This window comes from Paraburkholderia sediminicola, assembly GCF_046027825.1.
GTDB classification, from domain to species: Bacteria; Pseudomonadota; Gammaproteobacteria; order Burkholderiales; family Burkholderiaceae; genus Paraburkholderia; species Paraburkholderia sediminicola_D.
This window is the reverse complement of sequence record NZ_JAQQDU010000059.1, coordinates 36816-56105: the sequence shown is the minus strand read 5'-3', so window position 1 is coordinate 56105 and position 19290 is coordinate 36816. Positions and strand designations below refer to the sequence as shown.

General features: G+C 59.1%; 14 protein-coding genes. 6 read left to right on the top strand and 8 right to left on the bottom strand.

The genetic code is table 11. The features are described from left to right. Positions 1 to 150: 150 nt before the first annotated feature. The 7 genes from PQQ96_RS27635 to PQQ96_RS27605 form a co-directional block, all read right to left on the bottom strand. Positions 151 to 2664, bottom strand: a complete 2514-nt coding sequence (locus tag PQQ96_RS27635) for a glycoside hydrolase family 95 protein (RefSeq protein ID WP_408298541.1) — start codon at positions 2662 to 2664, stop codon at positions 151 to 153. A gap of 332 nt (positions 2665 to 2996) precedes the next feature. Further along, entirely contained in the window at positions 2997 to 6068 is a 3072-nt protein-coding gene (locus PQQ96_RS27630) for a glycoside hydrolase family 35 protein (RefSeq protein WP_408298540.1), read from the bottom strand. Positions 6069 to 6327: 259 nt separating this feature from the next. Further along, on the bottom strand, positions 6328 to 6630 hold the full coding sequence (locus tag PQQ96_RS27625) for a GntR family transcriptional regulator (protein WP_408298538.1): 303 nt from the start codon (positions 6628 to 6630) through the stop codon (positions 6328 to 6330). A gap of 282 nt (positions 6631 to 6912) precedes the next feature. After that, a complete protein-coding gene (locus PQQ96_RS27620) occupies positions 6913 to 8559 on the bottom strand; it encodes a glycoside hydrolase family 43 protein (protein ID WP_408298537.1) in 1647 nt (548 codons plus the stop codon). Positions 8560 to 9383: 824 nt separating this feature from the next. Next, positions 9384 to 10487, bottom strand: a complete 1104-nt coding sequence (locus tag PQQ96_RS27615; RefSeq protein WP_408298535.1) for an SAM-dependent methyltransferase — start codon at positions 10485 to 10487, stop codon at positions 9384 to 9386. Between the two features lie 67 nt (positions 10488 to 10554). Further along, positions 10555 to 11331 carry a DUF1295 domain-containing protein gene (locus PQQ96_RS27610; protein WP_408298534.1) on the bottom strand — a complete coding sequence of 259 codons (777 nt, stop codon included), beginning with the start codon at positions 11329 to 11331 and terminating at the stop codon, positions 10555 to 10557. Positions 11332 to 11415: 84 nt separating this feature from the next. Beyond that, the gene (locus PQQ96_RS27605) at positions 11416 to 12018 is read right to left on the bottom strand and encodes a lipocalin family protein (protein ID WP_408298543.1); all 603 of its coding nucleotides are present in this window, start codon (positions 12016 to 12018) and stop codon (positions 11416 to 11418) included. A 168-nt stretch (positions 12019 to 12186) separates the two neighbouring features. On the opposite strand from PQQ96_RS27605, the gene PQQ96_RS27600 reads away from it, so the two are divergent. The 3 genes from PQQ96_RS27600 to PQQ96_RS27590 all read left to right on the top strand — a co-directional run bounded on the left by PQQ96_RS27600 (position 12187) and on the right by PQQ96_RS27590 (position 14907). Beyond that, positions 12187 to 13251 carry a DMT family transporter gene (locus tag PQQ96_RS27600; RefSeq protein WP_408298532.1) on the top strand — a complete coding sequence of 355 codons (1065 nt, stop codon included), beginning with the start codon at positions 12187 to 12189 and terminating at the stop codon, positions 13249 to 13251. Positions 13252 to 13449: 198 nt separating this feature from the next. Further along, positions 13450 to 13656 (top strand): DUF3562 domain-containing protein, encoded by a 207-nt coding sequence (locus PQQ96_RS27595; protein ID WP_408298530.1) that lies wholly within the window; start codon positions 13450 to 13452, stop codon positions 13654 to 13656. A 147-nt stretch (positions 13657 to 13803) separates the two neighbouring features. After that, positions 13804 to 14907 carry an NAD(P)/FAD-dependent oxidoreductase gene (locus PQQ96_RS27590; RefSeq protein WP_408298529.1) on the top strand — a complete coding sequence of 368 codons (1104 nt, stop codon included), beginning with the start codon at positions 13804 to 13806 and terminating at the stop codon, positions 14905 to 14907. On the opposite strand, the gene pdxR is transcribed toward PQQ96_RS27590, so the two are convergent. Continuing rightward, positions 14904 to 16409, bottom strand: a complete 1506-nt coding sequence (pdxR, locus tag PQQ96_RS27585) for a MocR-like pyridoxine biosynthesis transcription factor PdxR (RefSeq protein ID WP_408298528.1) — start codon at positions 16407 to 16409, stop codon at positions 14904 to 14906. The genes PQQ96_RS27590 and pdxR overlap by 4 nt on opposite strands. Positions 16410 to 16449: 40 nt before the next feature. Between pdxR and PQQ96_RS27580 the strand changes: the two genes are divergently transcribed. The 3 genes from PQQ96_RS27580 (at position 16450) to PQQ96_RS27570 (ending at position 19284) form a co-directional block, all read left to right on the top strand. Then, positions 16450 to 16791 (top strand): hypothetical protein, encoded by a 342-nt coding sequence (locus PQQ96_RS27580; RefSeq protein WP_408298526.1) that lies wholly within the window; start codon positions 16450 to 16452, stop codon positions 16789 to 16791. A gap of 50 nt (positions 16792 to 16841) precedes the next feature. Next, a complete protein-coding gene (locus PQQ96_RS27575; RefSeq protein ID WP_408298524.1) occupies positions 16842 to 17303 on the top strand; it encodes a GNAT family N-acetyltransferase in 462 nt (153 codons plus the stop codon). 271 nt (positions 17304 to 17574) lie between these two features. Beyond that, a complete protein-coding gene (locus PQQ96_RS27570) occupies positions 17575 to 19284 on the top strand; it encodes a molecular chaperone HscC (protein WP_408298522.1) in 1710 nt (569 codons plus the stop codon). Positions 19285 to 19290: the final 6 nt, after the last annotated feature.

Here is a 19290-nt window from a genome sequence, read left to right as displayed (position 1 = left end):
CGGTGCCCTTCAGGCAGCCAGTCTTGCAGCGCGTGGGGCAGCAACATCTGCTGCTGCGGCTCGTATGGGAGATAGCTTGTTGGCCTCTTCTAACAACGTTTACCCCGCCCGGCCGGATGACATCAGATTTCTGCCGCGCACACTCCTAGGTCACGGAAATTGGCCCGCGCTCAAGGTAATCGAGCCGTTCAGGGGCACCTTGACGAGTTTGCTTCTCCCCATGTAGAACAGCGTCGTCGAAGTTCCCCCTACGCTCGTCAGCGTCACGGAAGTCGGTGCCGAATTGGTCCATGCCAGATCGACGGAGAACCCTCCCTTGGCCCGCAAACCCGTCACCCGCCCGCTTCCCCACTGTGACGGAAGCGCCGGCAACAACGTGATTGATGAGAGTCTGCTTTGCAGCAGCATTTCGCACACTGCAGCGGGTCCTCCCATATTCGCGTCGATCTGGAACACTTCCGGCCCATCGTCGTAGGCGTCGAGCATGTTTGCAAAACTGCCGTTTCCTGGATTGGAAAAGGTCACCGGATTGAGCAGCATCGGAACCATCGAATACGCTATCGACGGTTGCTGCAATTGAGCCCAACACGCTACTCTCCAGGCCATCCCCCACCCGAAACTGGCGGTGCCTCTGGCTGTCAGCAACGCCTTGACGCCACTCATAAACGTTGGGTCGCTGTTGATCGAAAGACGCTCCCCCGGGAAGAGTCCGATTAATGGCGAAAGATGACGATGAGTGGGATCGGATTGCTCCGTTTGCGCGTCGTATGACGCTTGCATCCATTCCTCCAGCAGGTTGCCGTTCTGAGGATTCAATTGTGGAAGATAAAGATTCGATAGCAACGACGTGATGGTCGCAACGTAACTTGAATCGGTTCCAAGAATAGACGCAGCCTTGACATAGTTAGTAAAGAGATCCCAGACAAGCTCCTGCGCATAGGTAATGCCCTGCAAATAATTTCCATGCTCGGGCGACCAATCAAAGTCGTCGACGAGTTGCATCAACGGAGATCCATCGGGATTCGTACCCGTCTGGACGGAGACCAGACGGGCCTCCCAGAATTGGCAGGCAGATTTCAGGACTGGATATATCGTCGAAAGATAACTGTTGTCTACCGTGTATTCGTAGTGATCCCACAGATTTCTGCAAAGCCACGCATTTCCCGCAGGGTGCCATTGCCAGCCCTGTGATCCGTAGACATTTGCCGAGATGCCCACCGTCCAGCCCGCAATCTTTTTACTCGAATTTGCGAATGGGTTGCTCGAACTATTGAAACTACTCTGCGTCAAGGCTTCCCAGTCTTTGTACTGACTGAGAATGAAGTTCAGGAACGGCTCGAAACATTCCGGCAGCCCACCCCGGTCCGCAAGCCAGTAGGCCATCTGGACGTTGATATCGGTGTGATAGTCCGAGAACCACGCTGGATCGTTCGTCGTGTTCCACAGTCCCTGCAGATTCATCGGCAAGGACGTACGCGACGATGCGATGCTCAGATAGCGCCCGAACTGCACATATAACGATTCCAGCCACGGATCAGGCGGACTGTTCGGAGCAGCACGCGCCTGCAGGCGATCAGGAATCGTCATCGCATTTTGAGCAGAAGTTGACGGCCCAAAATCCACGTTGAATCTTCCGAACAACGGCTGATAGTCTGCGAGATGGTTAGCGAGCAATGTTGCAAAGCTGCTGCCTTCGGCCGCCGCGATCTGTCCATGGGCGGTGTCCAATGGCGCTCCACCGCCCAGGTAGTGATTTGCACCAATGCCATCATAGTTAGTGCTGGCAGCTATCAGAATGGTAATGCCGCTGCAATTGAGGAAGACAATCTGGTTGCCGTTTACGGCCAATTCGCCGTCGTCAGGCAATATCTGCGCGCAGGCGGAATAGAGTTCCCCGTTCGGCAAGGTTCCCGAAAACGACAACATCTGGGTATTCCCATCCAAGAATGTTGCCGCGCCTCTCCCACCGTCTGCAAGCGCAATCGATCCTGTATAAGAATTGGGTGAACTGCTGGTTAGCCGAATCACGATGACGTCATTCGGAAAGCTGCTGAAAATTGTCCTCTGGTAGTTTGCCTGGTTAGCGGTATAGGTTGTTCTGACAAGACCATTACTGATATCGAGCAATCGCTCGTACTGGGTCGCGTTAGTGTGCGTAGGCAAACTGATCGTCAATGTGCCTAGCGTTTGATAGGAACCCATCCCGCTTGCCGTGTAAGCGTAATCCATTATGTCGGATTGCCCGGACCAGAGGGTGATGTCGTTTAGATAGAGTAGTTCCTGGGCAGGAGCGCCGCTAACGAGCGCCCCAAGACGACCGTTGCCAATGGGTAGCCCCTCATACAGCATGTACGTCGATGCCGACGTATTGGCGCCAATTGCATCGGGAGACTGCCCCGCGCCGTAGGCGTACTTCATTTGTAGCGCGTCGGCATCGGCAATCAGACTTGCTGTCGCGGGCTCCTGACTGGCAGCGGGACTGGAACTGGCAGTGGGTGCAGAAACGGCGCCGGCCGCGGGATTGGTTCCCGTTGTTGCTGACGGGGGGCTACCCGGGTTCGAGGAATCGCTGCTGCCCCCGCACCCGTATATATACGGCAGAAGCGGCGATAACCCACCAAGCTTGATCAGGGAACGGCGTTTTGCACTCGGTTTATTTTCCATTGATGTCTCCTGTACTACCTATCTGTTCTGGACGGGTCCGCCAGCATGCCGGCACCTATCGATAAGAATCTTCGCTCTAACGTTCATTTGGATTGCTAATTACTTACATATGCAAAGTAGTGAAGCATCATGAATGCGTCCTTTCACCTGATATCAGATAGCGTCTTGGCGACTCATCGGGCAGACTTCCGCGGCTTCACTCAAGCTAGCGAGCCTCCACAGAATCCGGAGCGTTCAATGTGCGTGACGCCCCGGCGCTTCACGGTGGGAACAATCAAGGCCGGACCCCGGCAGGGGTCTCGGCGCTTACTGGAAGTCCCCACGATCCATTGTTATGGGTTGGCCGCAGCCCAAGCCGAATAATCGGGAGAATCATTGAATTGAACCGGCACGCCTCCACGAACAGTGCCCAGATTGACGAGTCGAATGCTCTCGAGCCCGTCGGCCGGGTTGCCGTTGCTGGTCACTGCAATAGCGATCGTGTTTTGCCCGTTGGGATTGAGGATGCCATTCGGGACGACAAAGGTATGCTGGGGCCCGACATTCGCAATGTACTGACCCAAGTTCCAGCCATTTACAAAGATCAAGGCGCGATAGTTGCCGCCAGTGATAGTGCCGTCGGCGCCGCCGATCTGAATACCGACCGAAACGTCATCGCCGGCTGGGATCGACAACGGGAACGTCGTCCTGAACCATGAAGTGCCCGCGTACGCCTGTCCCGCCGGCAATGTGGCGGTCAACCAGCCCGTTGCCGGAAAACCAGGGAGATACCAGCCGTTGCGTTCGCCCCATAGCCCTCCGTTGTTCATCGGGCCGCGAGCAACATCCCAAAGAGTTTCGCCACCGATATTTCCTTGTATCTTCCACGCGATGCTTGTGCTGCCGGAACCAGAGAGAGAAGCCGAAACGAGCCCTCTTCCCTCCTTTTGTCCGTCATTCGCGTACCAGTCTTCGTTGTGCCCGTTATTTCGAATCATTGTCGCTATGACATGCGCCCCTGGCGCTAGCGTCACCGGCGCGGCAAACGTGCCACAGGTTGAACTGCCAAGAACATTCTGTCCGAGATAGTTGCCATCCACCCAGACCTGGGCCATGCCGGCTTGCGACCCACAGTAATTCAACGTGATCGCCGACACGGCCGAAGACGAATTATATTGCCCGCGATACCACACGTCACCGTGATGAAAGCCATAGTCGTCAGCGGTGAGCACCGGCTGTCCCGAGGGCGGCGGGGTCGTGCTATTGGTCGATGTCAGTGTAGCGCCGACCCATTTTGAGTCATCGAACGCGGGCTGTGCCTCGGGCGATTCCTGCATATATCGCCACGATTGAGTCGTGAGATCAGGGAGCGATACCGCGTCAGGCCCGGACAACGCATTTTGCGCGAGGAGGCTTCCCGAAGTGGTTGATTTGCTCGCGATAGCCGTACCGTTCCACGCAAGTTGCTTGATTGCCGGCGGCGCCCAGACTTCTAGCGAGCCAGTCGATTCCGTGTCCCCAGTCATCTGGAGCGTCGTCCCGCTGACCGCCGCGGTGCGGAGCAGCGAGGGACCGCTTGCGAGTACGGGGCCGGCGCTTGTATCTTGCCGCCAGAAGGTCGCCGCGGTGTTGTCGTCAGCAATAAGCAACATCAGTGGCGTGGCGGCACCACCGCCGGATATCAGGATCCTCGTCAGTTCGTTGTGTTGATAGTTCAACCTTAACTGCCCTGTGGATGGATCCCACGCCTGGCCAACATTGCCAGACGGGCTTGCGATCACCGTTACGGTAGGTTGCGAGGAGAAGCGCAGTACGGTCTCGCCGTCTTCTGCCTGCCGGCCATATAACAGGACCACGTCGCCCGACGCAGTCGACAGTTGCGTGTCGAAGTCCGACGTCGTGTAGACGAGATGATGCTGACCAAACGAGTAGTTCGCGAGCAGCAGCTTGGAGTCTGCGCCGTTAAGTCTCAATGTCCCTTGCTGCGGTACTGTAAAGCCACCGTCGGATGTAACGACAGGGAAAGTAAAGGTGTCGTTTGACGTTGCATTTGAGGGAGAGTGCAGGATCGTGTAAAGATTGGTGCCGGAGGTGTTGTCCACCCCGTGCAGAATCTGAATCGCCTGCGACGATGGGGTAATGGCGGTTCCGGCGTCCACGTGCATGATCGCGGGCACACTTTGGACAAAATTGCCCAGCGCCTTGAGCGTAGCCATTTTGGGCCGTAGCTGGCGGCCTTCGTCTATCGCTGCACCATAGTCATACGACGTATATAGCCCGGTGGACGGCAGCCAGCCCCAATTCGTACCACCAAACGACATGTAAATGTTCTGTATCGCGATCCGGTTCGCAATGTTTGTACCGTAAAAAAGCCGCTCGAAGTTTGAGCCGGCACCGGTTTGCGCCATACACGGATAAATTCCGGAGGAGCCCCAGTTGTCAAACCAGCCACCTTCCATTTCCGCCATGAATCCTGGCGTATAAGGTGAAGCTGTGGCGCCGCCTTTCGCGCCTCCACCACTAAACAGGCCATACCATCCCGCGCCCGGGTTGCCGGTGCAGCTTGTCTGCGGATAGTTGTCAAATGCGTACAGGTCGACAGGACCCGTTACGACGCCTGGAATCGGGGAGTTCGCCGGAACGAAATTGCCATTCGGGCCGGGATCATTATGAAATATCGGTACGGAAATCCCATCTGATCGTGCCCAATCATGAAGATCTTGCATGTAGGGGATCTGCGACGTGTCCTGCATTTCATTCTCGATCTGATACAGGATGACGGTGCCCTGGCCCGTGGACAACTGGTGTCGAGCGATGATCGAGTTGATCTGGCTCATCCAGTCTCTCGCGGCCGCCAGGTAATCCGGCGCGCTAGTGCGAGCTTTGCCGCTTTGCGTGAGTAACCAGCCGGGAAAGCCGCCAGCGTCAGTCTCCGCATTGATGTACGGGCCGGGACGCGCGATGACGTAAAGGCCCGCTTGCGCCGCCATATCAAGCAGCGTATCCATGTCACGGATTCCGGTGAAATCGTAGGTTCCGGCTTTCGCGGAGCTATAACCCCAGTCGAAGTATATGGAGACGGCGTTGAAGCCGTTCGCTTTCAGTTTCTGAAGAATGTCGAGCCACAGACTTGGGCTCGGCAACCGGAAGGGATGAAACTCACCAGACCAGATCGGCGTCGTTTTTCCGTCGACCTTAAGCGTGTAATGGTCCCAGCCGATCTTGTGCGCGACGAGTTGTGGCGGCGTTCCTGAAGGCAGACTTGGCAGACTGGTTCCGGTGCCAGTGGATGTGCCGGTCGTCGCACCTCCACTGCCGGTGCCGCTTGTCGCGGTGCTCCCCGGTTCCGAGTTGTCGCTCCCGCCGCACGCACTCATCAGGATCGCCCCACATGTCGCCAACAACAAAAGACCAGAACACTTCATGGAAATCTCCCAATTGCACTTGCCAATTGATCACCTGAATAGGTGCTATGTATTTTGGACTGCGAACCACACTTTCAAAATGACGTACCTGAGCACCATCTATTTGAAATGTCGTTCGCAAACTTTTATTTTTTCCGCCGCTTACGCGGCGAGTTCATCAGTTGAAACACGGCTCGTGGCTTCACCGAACTGAGCCCGGCGATTCCCCAGCAGACACTGGGATCAATGCCGATAGCGTTTCAGCGATAGGTCGTACGGGTTAGCCCTCTTTTACAAAGGAGGCACACGAGAGCACTACGGTGCCTGAACGGGTATTTCCACGTGTGTGGCCGCGCCAAGCGAGTTCGCGCAACCCACGATTGACCGTATTGACATGCAAACCAAGGAAGTCGGCCATCAGTCGCTGAGAGGGCAATTTTTCGCCCGGTCGCACGAGCCCAGCTTTAATCGCGTCCTCAATAGCGCTCGCCAGTGCCAGATAGGAGGGTCCGGAATAGCCTGAAATTGAAGGCATCCAGTTTCCGAGGGCCTTCTTCGATACATCTAGCCTGAAATGATCCATGAAGCCTGCTCCGAGTCAGTCAAGCGAACATCGCGATATTCCGCTTTTGTGCTGCCCATCAGACGCGAAACCTTCTCCGCGCCCCGGACGATCAAGAGGCCGAGCGGCCAGCGCGGTATGCCAACCTGGCTCGCTCTCGTCGAGCCACACCTACGGGGTCTTAGGACAGGTGTCGATACGAAACCCTCGGAGTGAGCGCCGAGTCGCATCCACCTCCGGTGCAGGCAAGATCGTTCGCCGTCACCCCCGCGTCCAGGGGTGCGGCGGGCAATCAGGTCACGCCTAGTTGTCGAAGAATAGTTCTTCGATGTCCGGGCCATAAGGCGTGCTCTGACCTGAGACCGTTGCGCTTGAGATCGAGATGCTATTTGCGCCGGCCACGAGGTTCACAGCTACGGGGACAGTGCCACCATACGTTCCGGTCGGCGGGAAGGTAACCACGACTCCGGTGCCTCCGTTCGTCGTCACAGTAGCGTACCTGGGGTTGGCATCGTTGTTGATGTAACTAATGTACGCAATCGTGGTGATGGGACTTTGAGCGCTAATTCCACCAAATGTTACGGTGCCATTTCCGGGCCCACCGACATAACCAATTGCGCTGCGGGACATGAAACATAGTGAGCAACTGTAAGAGCTGGCGCCGCCTGACAGACTGGTACCCGGAGACGTTACGTCATAGTCCGAAGTAGACACGGCAGGTTGGAGCAAGCCGGTTGTGAGGTCCATTCCGAATGCGTTGTCCCATTGCGGCAAGTTGGCTATCCCGCCGTTGACCTGAAGAGGAAGCCAGACGTAAGAGGAGTTCTGAAGATAATTTCCGTTCCACCGGTCGCCCATGTACATGTATGTGGTTCCGCCGCTTCCTGTAATCGGCAGCACGTAAGTCGACTGTGAGGAGAAGGTATCCGTCCCGGAAGGGGCCAGCGTTGTCGGACCGGTCCACGGACCCGCGGGCGTGCTTGCCACCATGTAGAAGTTGTCGTTCAGACCCCAGCCGGTCAGGCCTGAGCCAATCACGAAATAGTAGCCATTGGCCTTGAACATTGTGGGCGCTTCGAGCGCGATCCACTGATTCGGGCCGCCTATCGTGTAGACAAGACTGTCGACGCTGAGATAGTCGCTCGTCAGCTTATAAATATGTGTGCCAATGCCACGATCTTCGCTCAACAGATATGCCGTTCCATCGTCGTCCTTGAACAGACCCAGGTCGCGACTGGAACTGCTGTTGGGCGGCATGAAACTGCCCTGGTACGTGTACGGTCCACACGGCGTGGTACTGGTTGCCACACCAACTTTTGCGAAGGAGTACGATGTATTGTCCACGTGCATGTACATCACGTACTGCTTTGTGGTGTCATTGAAGATGACTTTGGGTCTTTCGACAACCTGACTGGCGGCAATGTCACCCGTCGGTTGCGGTGAAAGCGCGTTGCCCTCGAAGTGCCAGCTTTGCAGGTTCTTCGACGAATAGCATTTTACGTTCTGGAACGTTCCGGACGTTGTTTCCCCGGTTTTGTCTTCACCAACCCAGTAGTAGGTGCCTCCCGCCTGGAACATACCGCCGCCGTGTGCCTGGATCTGATTTCCAGCGTCATCCTGCCAAAGAGCAGAAGGATGGATGACGGATTGCAGGTCGGCTACCGGCGTGGTGGATGAACCGCCAGACGAACCAGTAGAAGAGCCGGTGTTGGAACCCGAGTTAGCGCCTGTCGTGGATCCCGTCGAAGAACCTGTGCCTGCGCTGACGCCAGTATTTGAGTTCGACGATGATCCTGTAGGCGAACCGTTTGAACTCGACGTGGTCGAGGAACCGGGTTTCTGTCCGGAATCGGCAGCATTGCCTGGGTTGCTGTTGCCTCCGCCGCATCCTGCCAAAAGCAGCGCGGAAATCAAAGCGCAACAAACGGGGGATAAGAAAGTTTGCTTCACGATTGTCTCCTTCTGTTATTTATACGCGAGGTCGTTTTGATAGCCCCGCCTTCGCTTGTATTTTTTCCGGTGATGCCGCTGTGGTTTTGCAGTGCAAGAATCAAATTGCGATTCCGCATGGCACCCATTTAATTGAAATGGTGACCACTTTCAATGAAACCATTCTTCAATAGTGGGACACCTCAATAAATACGGAACCTTAAAAATGTCGCCCACGCTATAACGATTCGCATACCTAACAAATAAGGTATACACATAATAAGGTTTACCATAACGTAAATGAGCAATGATCCGCTCCTTCTCCCATCCGCATACGGACCGCCGACCCGTCAGCCCGTCGGTTTGACGGCGATTCTATGACAACGATACTCAAACAACCAATGCTTTCATTCCGGAACCAAAATTTGGGAATTACTTCATTCATCCCGTTCTGTGTCAACGGGTTTTTCAAATAATGAGAGGATAGGAATCCTATGTATACGGTATTTATTTCACAATAAAATTTGCGATATTTAAACTTCTGGCTCGTGACGTCGGGAGTACAGACCTTGGTACATGTTGTCCACCCACCTCGGCAACTATCGTGGCAATTGGACTACATGGGCAGACCCGATTCGAATCCCACATAATGAGGCGTTATGACGCAAAACGTGGCGATTTATGACAGTTAAACATCGGGGTTGTAGATTGTCAACAAGAGCAAAGAACTGTTTGCAACCTAAGCCACGGGTTCTGATTGATAGGATGAATCCAATCCGTTTGAATGCGGTGCGTGGAGCCGCGAGGAATGCAGACAGCGACCGCGCAAGCGGTTTGACTATCGTTCACCGCTTCACAAACCGATAGTGCCCCACGCCCCAATCGTTCCCGTTCGCGTAGCCGAACAACTCGGCCACGGCCATATAGAACATCCGCCACCGCTGGAGCCACACTGCCGCATCGCGCGCGCCATACGTATCGACGAGCATCGGCAGCACGCGATCACGCGCCGAATCAAGCACGGCGAGCCAATGATTCGCCGTACGCTCGTAATGCGTGCCGCTCACCCACCACTGGCGCTCCATCCGCAGATCGTCCTGGAAGTTCAGCAAGAGCGCCTCGGACGGCATCGTGCCACCGGTGAAAAAGTACTTCGACATCCAGTCGCTGCCGTCATGCATCTGAAAGTGATACGCCAACGTGCGATGCACGAAGATGTGCACGAACAGTTTCGCCTCGTCGCGCATCCAGCGTGCAATTTTCGCAAGCAGCAGCCCGTAGTTCTTCATATGCTCGAACATCTCGATCGACACTACGCGATCGAAGCCGCCGCCAAGCTGTGCTTCGTCGAATTCGAAATCGACGACATTGCCCGTCACCACCGAGAGGTTGTGCAAGCCGCCCTCCGCCGCACGCGCTTCGATGAACGCGCGCTGCCCATGCGAGTTCGATAGCGCGACGATCTGCGCACGCGGATAACGCGCCGCCAGCCACAAAGCCAACGAGCCCCACCCGCAACCGAGATCGAGAATCCGTTGACCGTCGGCCAGTTCCGCGCGTTCGGCATAGCGCTCGAGCATCGCGACTTCGGCTTGCGCGAGCGTCTCTGTGCCGGTCGGGTACAGACAGCACGAATACTTCAGATGCGGTCCGAGATGCGCATGAAAGAACGACGCCGGCACCTCGTAATGCTGCGTGTTGGCGGCCTGGGTTTCGATGGCAATCGGACTCGCGCGCAAGTCGTCCAGCAGACGATTGAGCCGTTGCGCGCGCAACTCGCCGTTGTCGATCGCTTCGTCGCGCAAACGCTGGCGCATCAGTTGACGCATGCCGAAACGGATCAGACTGTCGGGCAACCAGCCGCGTTCGCAACACTGGATCAGCCAGCCCTCGCCTGGCTCAGCGGGCGACGGTGGCGGCATCGTTTGGTCGGTGGTGGAAAGACTCATGAGACTGACTCCCTATTGTTTGTGCTGGACTCTTCTGACCATTTGCACGCGCCGTGGCCGGCTCGTCTCAATGCCGTGGCGGCCACGGAATCAACGCGCTGGTGGTGCGCATGTACTCGGCATAGCCGGCACGCCGTTTAGCCATGCTTTCCTCGAGCAGCGGGATGCCGGAGAACTTCAGCAACAGAAACGCCATCAGCACCGGCGGCAACAACGTGAACCATGCCCACGGCGTACCGATCGACAACGCGAGATAAGCAAGCCAATGGACGCATTCGAAGAAGTAATTCGGATGCCGCGAATAGCGCCACAAGCCGACGCGGCACACGGTGTTGTGATTGGCCGGATCTTGCGTGAAGCGCTTGAGTTGCCGGTCCGCAGTGCTTTCGCCGATGACTGAGACGATCCACAGCACGACCGCCAGCACGATCCAGCCGATGGCCGCTGGACTGCTCCGGTACGACGGCACCAGGAATGCGATCGACAGCAGCATCGAGACCACGACTTGCGCCTGGAAGAACCAGAACATCTTGCTAGCAGCCTTGTCGCCCCATTCTTCACGGAAGCGGCGATAGCGCGCGTCCTCGGGCCGACCGAAATTGCGTTTCCACAGATGCGTGCCGAGCCGCGCGCCCCAAAACAGACCGCCCAGCGCAGTCAGTGCACGCGAGACCGGGGCGCCGTTGCTGAGCACGGCGTACAGCACCGCGACCAGGCCAAGCGAATAGGCCCAGACCGGGTCGACCATGCCGGCGTTCTCAGTCTTCAACTGCCACGCCCAGACGGCGCTGAAGATCACGACGAGCCCAGCCAGGGCGATCAAGGCAGCGGCAAGTGGCGGCATGGGTTCCTCGTTCAACAGCGATGCGGGTTATACGCGATAAGGACACGCTCGGATGCTGTGGGCCCACATCCGGCACAGCCGCCGCTAATCCTTGTCGCCCGGCGAAGCAAATCCTTCTTTACCCAGCTGGTCGCGATGCTGCGGCACGCGCCTGAAGCGCGATGTGTCGTAGCCCATCGCATCGAGCCGCGCGAGCAGCGACTGGTAGGTGTCGTCGCTCATGTCGGGGTCACGCGAAAAGATCCAGCCGAGGTTTTTGCCTGGATAACCCAGAATCGTGTAGTGATAATCGGCGTCGACGTAGAGCGTCAGTTGCGTCACGTGAACCGGCCAGAACAGTTGCACGCTCCATTCACCGCCTTCTTTGCCGGGCACGGGCGTGTCGAGGAACTGATAGTGCTTTTCTGGCGAGTCGAAGCCCTTCTTGCGGCCGTAATACGAATCGTCGATCTTGCCGTCCGGCCGCAATTTCCATTCCGCGCGGCTGCCCACCATGTCGCGCTCGGCGAAATACGGGATGTTCGCGATGATGTACCACGTCCCCATATACCGGGGCAGGTCGACGGGGACTGTCGAAAGCGGTTCGTTAGCGCGCGGGTTGAGATTGGGCGGGTCGTTGGAGCACCCCGTAAGGGACAGCAGCAAAACAGTCGCAACAGCAGCGGCGGCATAGACAACGCGGCGCATGGCGATGGCCTCGAACGTAGCGGCAATAAGCGTATTACGTTCGACGGGGCCAGATGGATGCACGTGGGCAGGATTTCCGGTCCGAATGCCTGTTCCGCAGCGTTAGGCGTTCGTGGCCCGATAGCGGTATCGTGTCGGCAACGCCCGCCCCTACCGAATTGTCCGCTCATGCCTACCCGCTTCAACGCAGCTTTCACTGCCCTGCTCGCCGCCGCCTTGTTCGGCGCGACCACCCCGCTCGCCAAGGCGCTGCTGGGTTCGCTCTCGCCATTTCTGCTGGCCGGACTGTTCTACCTCGGCAGCGGCACCGGTCTTGCCGCCGTCATTCTGGCGCGCCGCCTGAAAGGTCATGCGGACGGGCAACCGGTCAGTCACAACCGTTTTCCATTGCGCGACGTGCCGTGGCTCGCCGGCGCGATCGTGGCCGGCGGGGTCGCGGGGCCGGCGCTGCTGATGCTGGGTCTGAAAACGACGCCAGCCGCCACGGGTTCGTTGCTGCTGAATCTCGAAGGCGTATTCACCGCGCTGATCGCGTGGATCGTCTTTCGCGAGAATGTCGACATTCAGGTGTTTCTGGGTATGGCCGCGATCGTCGCGGGCGGCGTGGCATTGTCGTGGCAGCCCGGCGCGGCCGGCCTGCCGCCCGGCACGCTGCTGCTGGCCGGCGCCTGCGCGTGCTGGGCAGTCGACAACAATCTCACGCGCAAGGTGTCGACTCACGACGCCATGTTCATTGCCTGCATAAAAGGTCTCGTGGCCGGTTCGGTCAACGTGACGCTCGCACTCACCCTTGGCGCCGCGTGGCCCAAGGCCGCGACTGTCGCACTCGCCATGCTGACCGGGTTCGCGGGCTACGGTGTCAGTCTCGTGCTGTTCGTCGTCGCGCTGCGCAATCTCGGCACCGCGCGTACCGGCGCCTATTTCTCGGTCGCGCCCCTATTTGGTGTGACCTTGTCGTGGCTGCTGTGGCCGGAGATGCCGCCGCCGCTGTTCTGGGTGGCCGCTGCCTTGATGACGCTGGGCGTCTGGCTGCACATCCGCGAACGTCACGAGCATCCCCACACGCACCATCCGCTGGACCACACGCATCGCCACCGGCACGACGCGCACCATCAGCACGAGCACGATTTCGCGTGGGACGGCGACGAGCCCCACACCCATCCGCATTCCCATGCGCCGATCACGCATGCGCACGCGCATTTCCCGGATATTCATCACCGACATACGCATTGATTTCTCGTATCGCCGCGTGGTGCGGGCGCTTGCTGCAGCGCAAGACAAAAATCTCTGTGGGACAGTTCATACGATAGATCGATTCAATTGGCATCGCGGTGGATCGCATCCTCTAATGAAACTCCTGTCGTGCGCGCCCGTTCCGGGCAACCCCGCCTGGCGATCCCCTTGTCCACCCCGCTTGCCCCGGAGAGATCCATGTCCCAACCCGAGCCTAACGTCGACGAATTGGTGAGAAGCATCGCAGAGGAGACCGACACGCCCACAGAAACGGTCTCAAAGATGTATGCAGACACACTGGCCGACTACCGGCACGAAGCGCGTGTGTTCGACTACGTGCCGCTGTTCGCCGCGAAGAAGGTGCGCGATAAACTGCGCCATACGTCGAAGCACCACAAACACTGATACGGCGGCGCGCGGAGACCACCGCCTGTTTGGTAGCGCGCTGGATCGACCCCGCTGGATTGCGTGGCGATTCGCTAGAACGCGTACCGATTTATTTTTCCCACTGCTAGACTCTGACCCGGATACATCGACTCGGGGGAAGATGGCATGCGGGTGACAATCGTAGGCGCGGGGATTGCCGGCTTGAGCACAGCGTGGTCGCTCGCGAAGCTGGGACACGACATCACACTGATCGAGCAGGGCTCGATTCCGAATCCACTCGCCGCCTCGGGCGACCGAAATCGCATGATCCGTCGCGCATATGGCGATGCCGACGGCTACGCACGCGCCATGACCGAAGCGTTCGATAGCTGGGATTTGCTGTGGAATGACCTGGGCGTATCCCACTATGCGAACTGCGGCGTGCTCGGCATTTCGCAGCGCGCAGGCGATGACGCCGAGATATACCGCACCGGGCTCGACCGGATGAAATTCGACTACGAACAGTTCGACGCGCGCGAAGCGGCCGAGCGCTATCCGTTTCTCGATCCCGCCACGTTTCGCTACGCCTACCTCGATCACGATGGCGGCGCGCTGTTTAGCGAACGCATTGCACACGACATGAAAGCGTGGCTCAAGATGCGCGGCGCGGAGATTCGCACTCACGCCAAGGTGCTCGCGGTCGATGCGCACTCGGCCTCTGTGCGCATCGAGGACGACACCATCATTCGCGCCGACCGGCTCGTGGTCACTGCCGGCGCGTGGACGCTGCAACTGTTCCCCTCGCTCGCCGAAAACCTGATGACTTATCGCAACGCGGTCGCCTATATGGCGCCGCCGAAGGATCTGGAGGACGCATGGTCGAATGCGCCCGCCATTGTCGATATCGGCGGCGATAGCGGCGGTTACGCGCTGCCGCCGCTTGACGGCGTCGGCCTGAAATTCGGCGCCGGCGTGCATAAATCTCTTGCGCCTGATCCTGATGCCAATCGTGTCGCCGCAGCTGAAGAAGGTGACACACTGCGCCGGCTGTTTTCACCGCCGTTCAGCCGCATCGACGAATATACGGTCACCGAAGTAAAAACCTGCGCCTACACGTTCACTGAGGACAGCCGCTTTTTTTCGACGCGCATCGGCAAGACGCTGGTGGTGTCGGCATGCTCGGGTCATGGCTATAAATTCGGCGCAGCAGTCGGACGCCGCGTCGCGCAAGCGCTGGATACCGATGACGACGCCCTGCTCGCGCGTTGGCTCAGGGCGGAAACGGTCTAGTTTTCTTTCTTCGTAACAATAAGACGCTCGCGGTCCAGTCCACGCACCACGGCGGCGAGCCGCGCCACCAGCGCGTCTGCTTCGTGCGGTCTGATACCCGCATAGCCAAGCATGAAGCCGTTGTAGTGCGCGGCGTCTTTAGCAGGCGGCTGACAGAAAGCACTTAACGCCGCGATATACAGACCGTGCTCACGCGTCGCGGCGCTCACGTCCTGGTCGCGCAGCGGTGCATCGAGCCGCATCGTCAGATGCATGCCGCCGCCGTCGGACGAGACCGTCACCAGGTCGCCCATATGCCGCTCGATCGCGTTCACCAACGCGGCGCGGCGCTGCTGATAAAGACGCCGCATTCGCCGCAGATGCCGCGCATATTTCCCACTATCGATGAAATCCGCCAACGCGATCTGTTCAGCCACGCGCCCTTGCCGGGCGATTTCGCTGAGCGCCTCGTCGATGTCGGCGACAAGGTGCGCCGGCACGACCATAAAGCCCATCCGCAGCGCCGGAAACATTGTCTTGCTGAAGGTGCCGAGGTAAATCACCGGCGTGTCGGGCGCGAGGCCCTGGATCGACGGCAACGGCGGACCGCTGTGACGCAGTTCGCTGTCGTAGTCGTCTTCGATGATCCAGGCGCCGCGCGCCACCGCGTTCTCGATGATCGACCAGCGCCGCTCCAGGCTCAACACGCTGCCGAGCGGATATTGATGCGAGGGCGTGATGTACATCAGGCGTGGTGGCGTCTGGTCCCAGTGATCGGGCGTCGGCGCCATGCCAGCGGCATCGACGGGAATCGGCACCAGGTGCAAACCGGCGGCCTGAAACGCAGCCTTCGCGCCGTGATAGCCGGGGTCCTCGACCCAGACGCTGTCGCCGGGATCGGCCAGCATGCACGCGCATAGATCGAGACTCGCCTGCGTGCCCGAGGTAATGAACACCTGCTCCGCCGAACACCGCACGCCGCGCGACACGCGCACGTATTCCGCAATCGAGCGGCGCAATGCGGGGTCCCCGGCGTTGTTGCCGTAACCGAGTTCATGCGATTCGACTGAGCGCCATGCACGCTCCATCGAGGCGCGCCATTGCGCGAGCGGAAATTCATCGAGCGCGGGCACGCCGGGACGAAACGGCGTGGGATCGTCAGGGTTGGTGCGCTCGCGCGGCAGATCGGCAACGCGGCGCGACAGGCGGTTTTCAGGCGTCTGCTCGGCGCCGCTTGCGGCGGAGATCGAAGTACCAGAACCGCTCACCATGCTGACGATGGAACCATGTCGGCTCGCCGTGATGAAGCCCTCGTCAGTGAGCCGTTCGTAGGCGTAGAGCACCGAGTTGCGCGCAATGCCCAATTGTTCGGCGAGCGCTCGCGTGGCGAGAAGCCGGCTGCCGTTGCGGATATCGCCGTCGAGGATCGCGCGGCGCAGACTCTCGTAGAGCAAGTCCTGCTGCGTGAGCTTGCGCTCACCCATTGCGCGCTCGACGTTCGACATCAACAGGCCGTAGTCCAAAGTGGTGGCTCCAAATTCTGGTCGTATTGTGGAGCTAACAATGGTGCCACAAATTTCATATCCTGACGGTTCCGAAGTCGCCACCATTGAAACTGCCAGAGAGGCCGATGCGATGAGCCACACGCCTGCACGCGACATCACCCCAGCACGCCCGGGCTATGGCGCTGCAGTGACGTGGTGCGTGGCGCTGGCTTGCGCGGCTTATGCCTACGGGCTGCTCGAGCCTGCGGCAACCGCACGCGCAAACCTGGATGCCTGCGTGAACGCAAGTCTGGCGCAGCGCGGTAGCGCAACCGGCGCAAGTGCCGCAACGTCAGCCGCCGAAGAAGACCGCGAACAGGCGTTCAGCTCAGCCGTCTATGCCTGTTCGACGCAGCCTTAGCGGCAACGATTCACTCGGTCACAACCATCACTACACAAGGAGCCACATCCATGTCCGAAGCGATTCAAATCCGTCCCGTCACGCCCGCCGACTTCGACGCCTGGCTGCCGCTGTGGGACGCCTACAACGCGTTCTACGGCCGCTCGGGCGAGACGGCATTGCCGCGCGAGATCACGAGGGTCACGTGGGGGCGTTTCTTCGACAGCTACGAGCCGATGCACGCGATGGTCGCCGAACGCAACGGCCAGTTGCTCGGTCTCGTGCACTTCCTGTATCACCGTCACACCACCATGATCGCGCCGACCTGCTATCTGCAAGATCTCTACACGCTGGAGGCGGAGCGCGGCAAAGGTGTCGGCCGTGCGCTGATCGAAGCGGTGTATGCGCGAGCCAAGGCTGACGGTCTCCAGCGGGTCTACTGGCAGACGCACGAGACGAATCACACGGCGATGAAGCTGTACGACAAGGTCGCTGAGCACTCCGGCTTCGTGGTGTACCGCAAGGCGTTGTAACCTCGAATAACACGCCCGCACAGCCGACGTTCGACTCCCCTCTTCGCGCCGCCAGCCACGCGCGACGCGCCGCATTCGCATGCCCGGCTGCCTGTCCAGCCGCCATGCGAATCGCGTCCCCTGCACCGATTCTGGTCCCATCAGTTCCCCCTCGGCGCTCAAGTTTGCACGCAGCCTGCCGTTATCGCCATTGGACGGAGCTACACCTGGCTCCCACGCGACCTTGGGCGATCTCCTCACGGAGGGGCGCAAAACGAATCGGAAACTGTACATGCCTTCGATCATCGGCATCGATCTTGGAACCACGCATAGTCTTGCGGCCGTCTGGCGCAATAACCAGGCGACCCTCATCCCGAACGCGCTGGGCGATGTGCTGACGCCGTCCTGCGTCTCGATCGACGACGACGGCTCGATTCTCGTCGGCCGCCCTGCCCGCGATCGCTTGCATACGCATCCCGAACGCACCGCTGCCAACTTCAAACGCTACATGGGCACGAATCGCAACGTGTCGCTCGGCGTGCAGACAATGCGTCCGGAGGAACTGTCTTCGCTCGTACTCAAGTCGCTGAAAGCCGATGCCGAGGCGTTTCTCGGCGACACGGTACGCGACGCCGTGATCGCCGTACCGGCCTATTTCAGCGACGCGCAACGCAAAGCCACGCGCATCGCCGGCGAACTGGCCGGGCTCAATGTGCTGCGCCTCGTCAACGAACCGACCGCGGCCTCGCTTGCGTACGGCGTGCATCAGCGCGACAGCGAACGCAAGTTCCTGATCTTCGATCTGGGTGGCGGCACGTTCGACGTCTCCGTGCTCGATTTCTTCGAAGGCGTGATGGAAGTCCGCGCCAGCACGGGCGACAACTTTCTGGGTGGCGAAGATTTCACCGAAGCGCTTGTCGAGTTGTTCTGCCAACGCAATAGCCTTCGCGTCGAATCGCTCACCCCGATTGCCGCACAACGTCTGCATCAGCAGGCCGAACGTGCGAAGCGTCTGCTCACGCAAAGCGGTGCTGATAGCGTCGCGCTCAAGCTCACGGTCGGTGATCACGAGCACAGCCTCGAACTCGATGCGACCGCCGCGGAGCGGGCTTGCGAGCACTTGCTGCAACGGCTGCGCAAGCCGGTCGAGCGAGCATTGCGCGATTCGAAGATCGCCGTCGATGCGCTCGATGAAATCATCCTTGTCGGCGGCGCCTCGCGTATGCCGATGGTGCGCAAGCTGGTCTCGAAGATGTTCGGCCGGTTGCCCGCCGCCAATCTGAACCCGGACGAAGTCGTAGCGCTCGGCGCCGCCGTGCAGGCAGGACTCGTCACGCGCGACGCGGGTCTCGACGAAATGGTGCTGACCGATGTCGCGCCGTATAGCCTCGGCATCGATACCGCGATGCAGGTTGGCGTCCATCAGTATGTGCCGGGGCATTTTCTGCCGATCATCGAGCGCAACACGATCGTTCCGGTTAGCCGCATGCAGCGCATTTTCACGGTGAGCGACCGTCAGCAGATCTTGAGCATCAAGGTGTTCCAGGGAGAAGCGCGTTTGACCGTTGATAACGTTCCGCTCGGCGAATTCACGCTCGACGTGCCGGTTAAGCCGGCAGGCCAGGCCGGTGCGGACGTGCGCTTCACCTACGACATTAACGGCGTGCTGGAAGTGGAAGCGACTGCCTTTCCTGGCGGTGTGAAACGCGCGATGGTGATCGAAGAAAACCCCGGCGTGCTAACACCGGAAGAAATCAGCGAACGGCTTGCGGCACTAAGCGCTTTGAAGATCCATCCGCGCGATCAGTTGGAGAATCGCACGCTGCTGACGCGAGCAGACCGCGTGTATGAAGAAACGCTCGGCGAGCAACGGCAATATCTGGCCGCGCAGATCGCGCGGTTTCAGTCGCTGCTCGAGCGACAAAACACCGAGGAGATCGCGCATGCGCGCGGCGAATTGACCGCGTTGCTGGATCGCTTCGATGTGCATGTGACTTACTGATCGGCC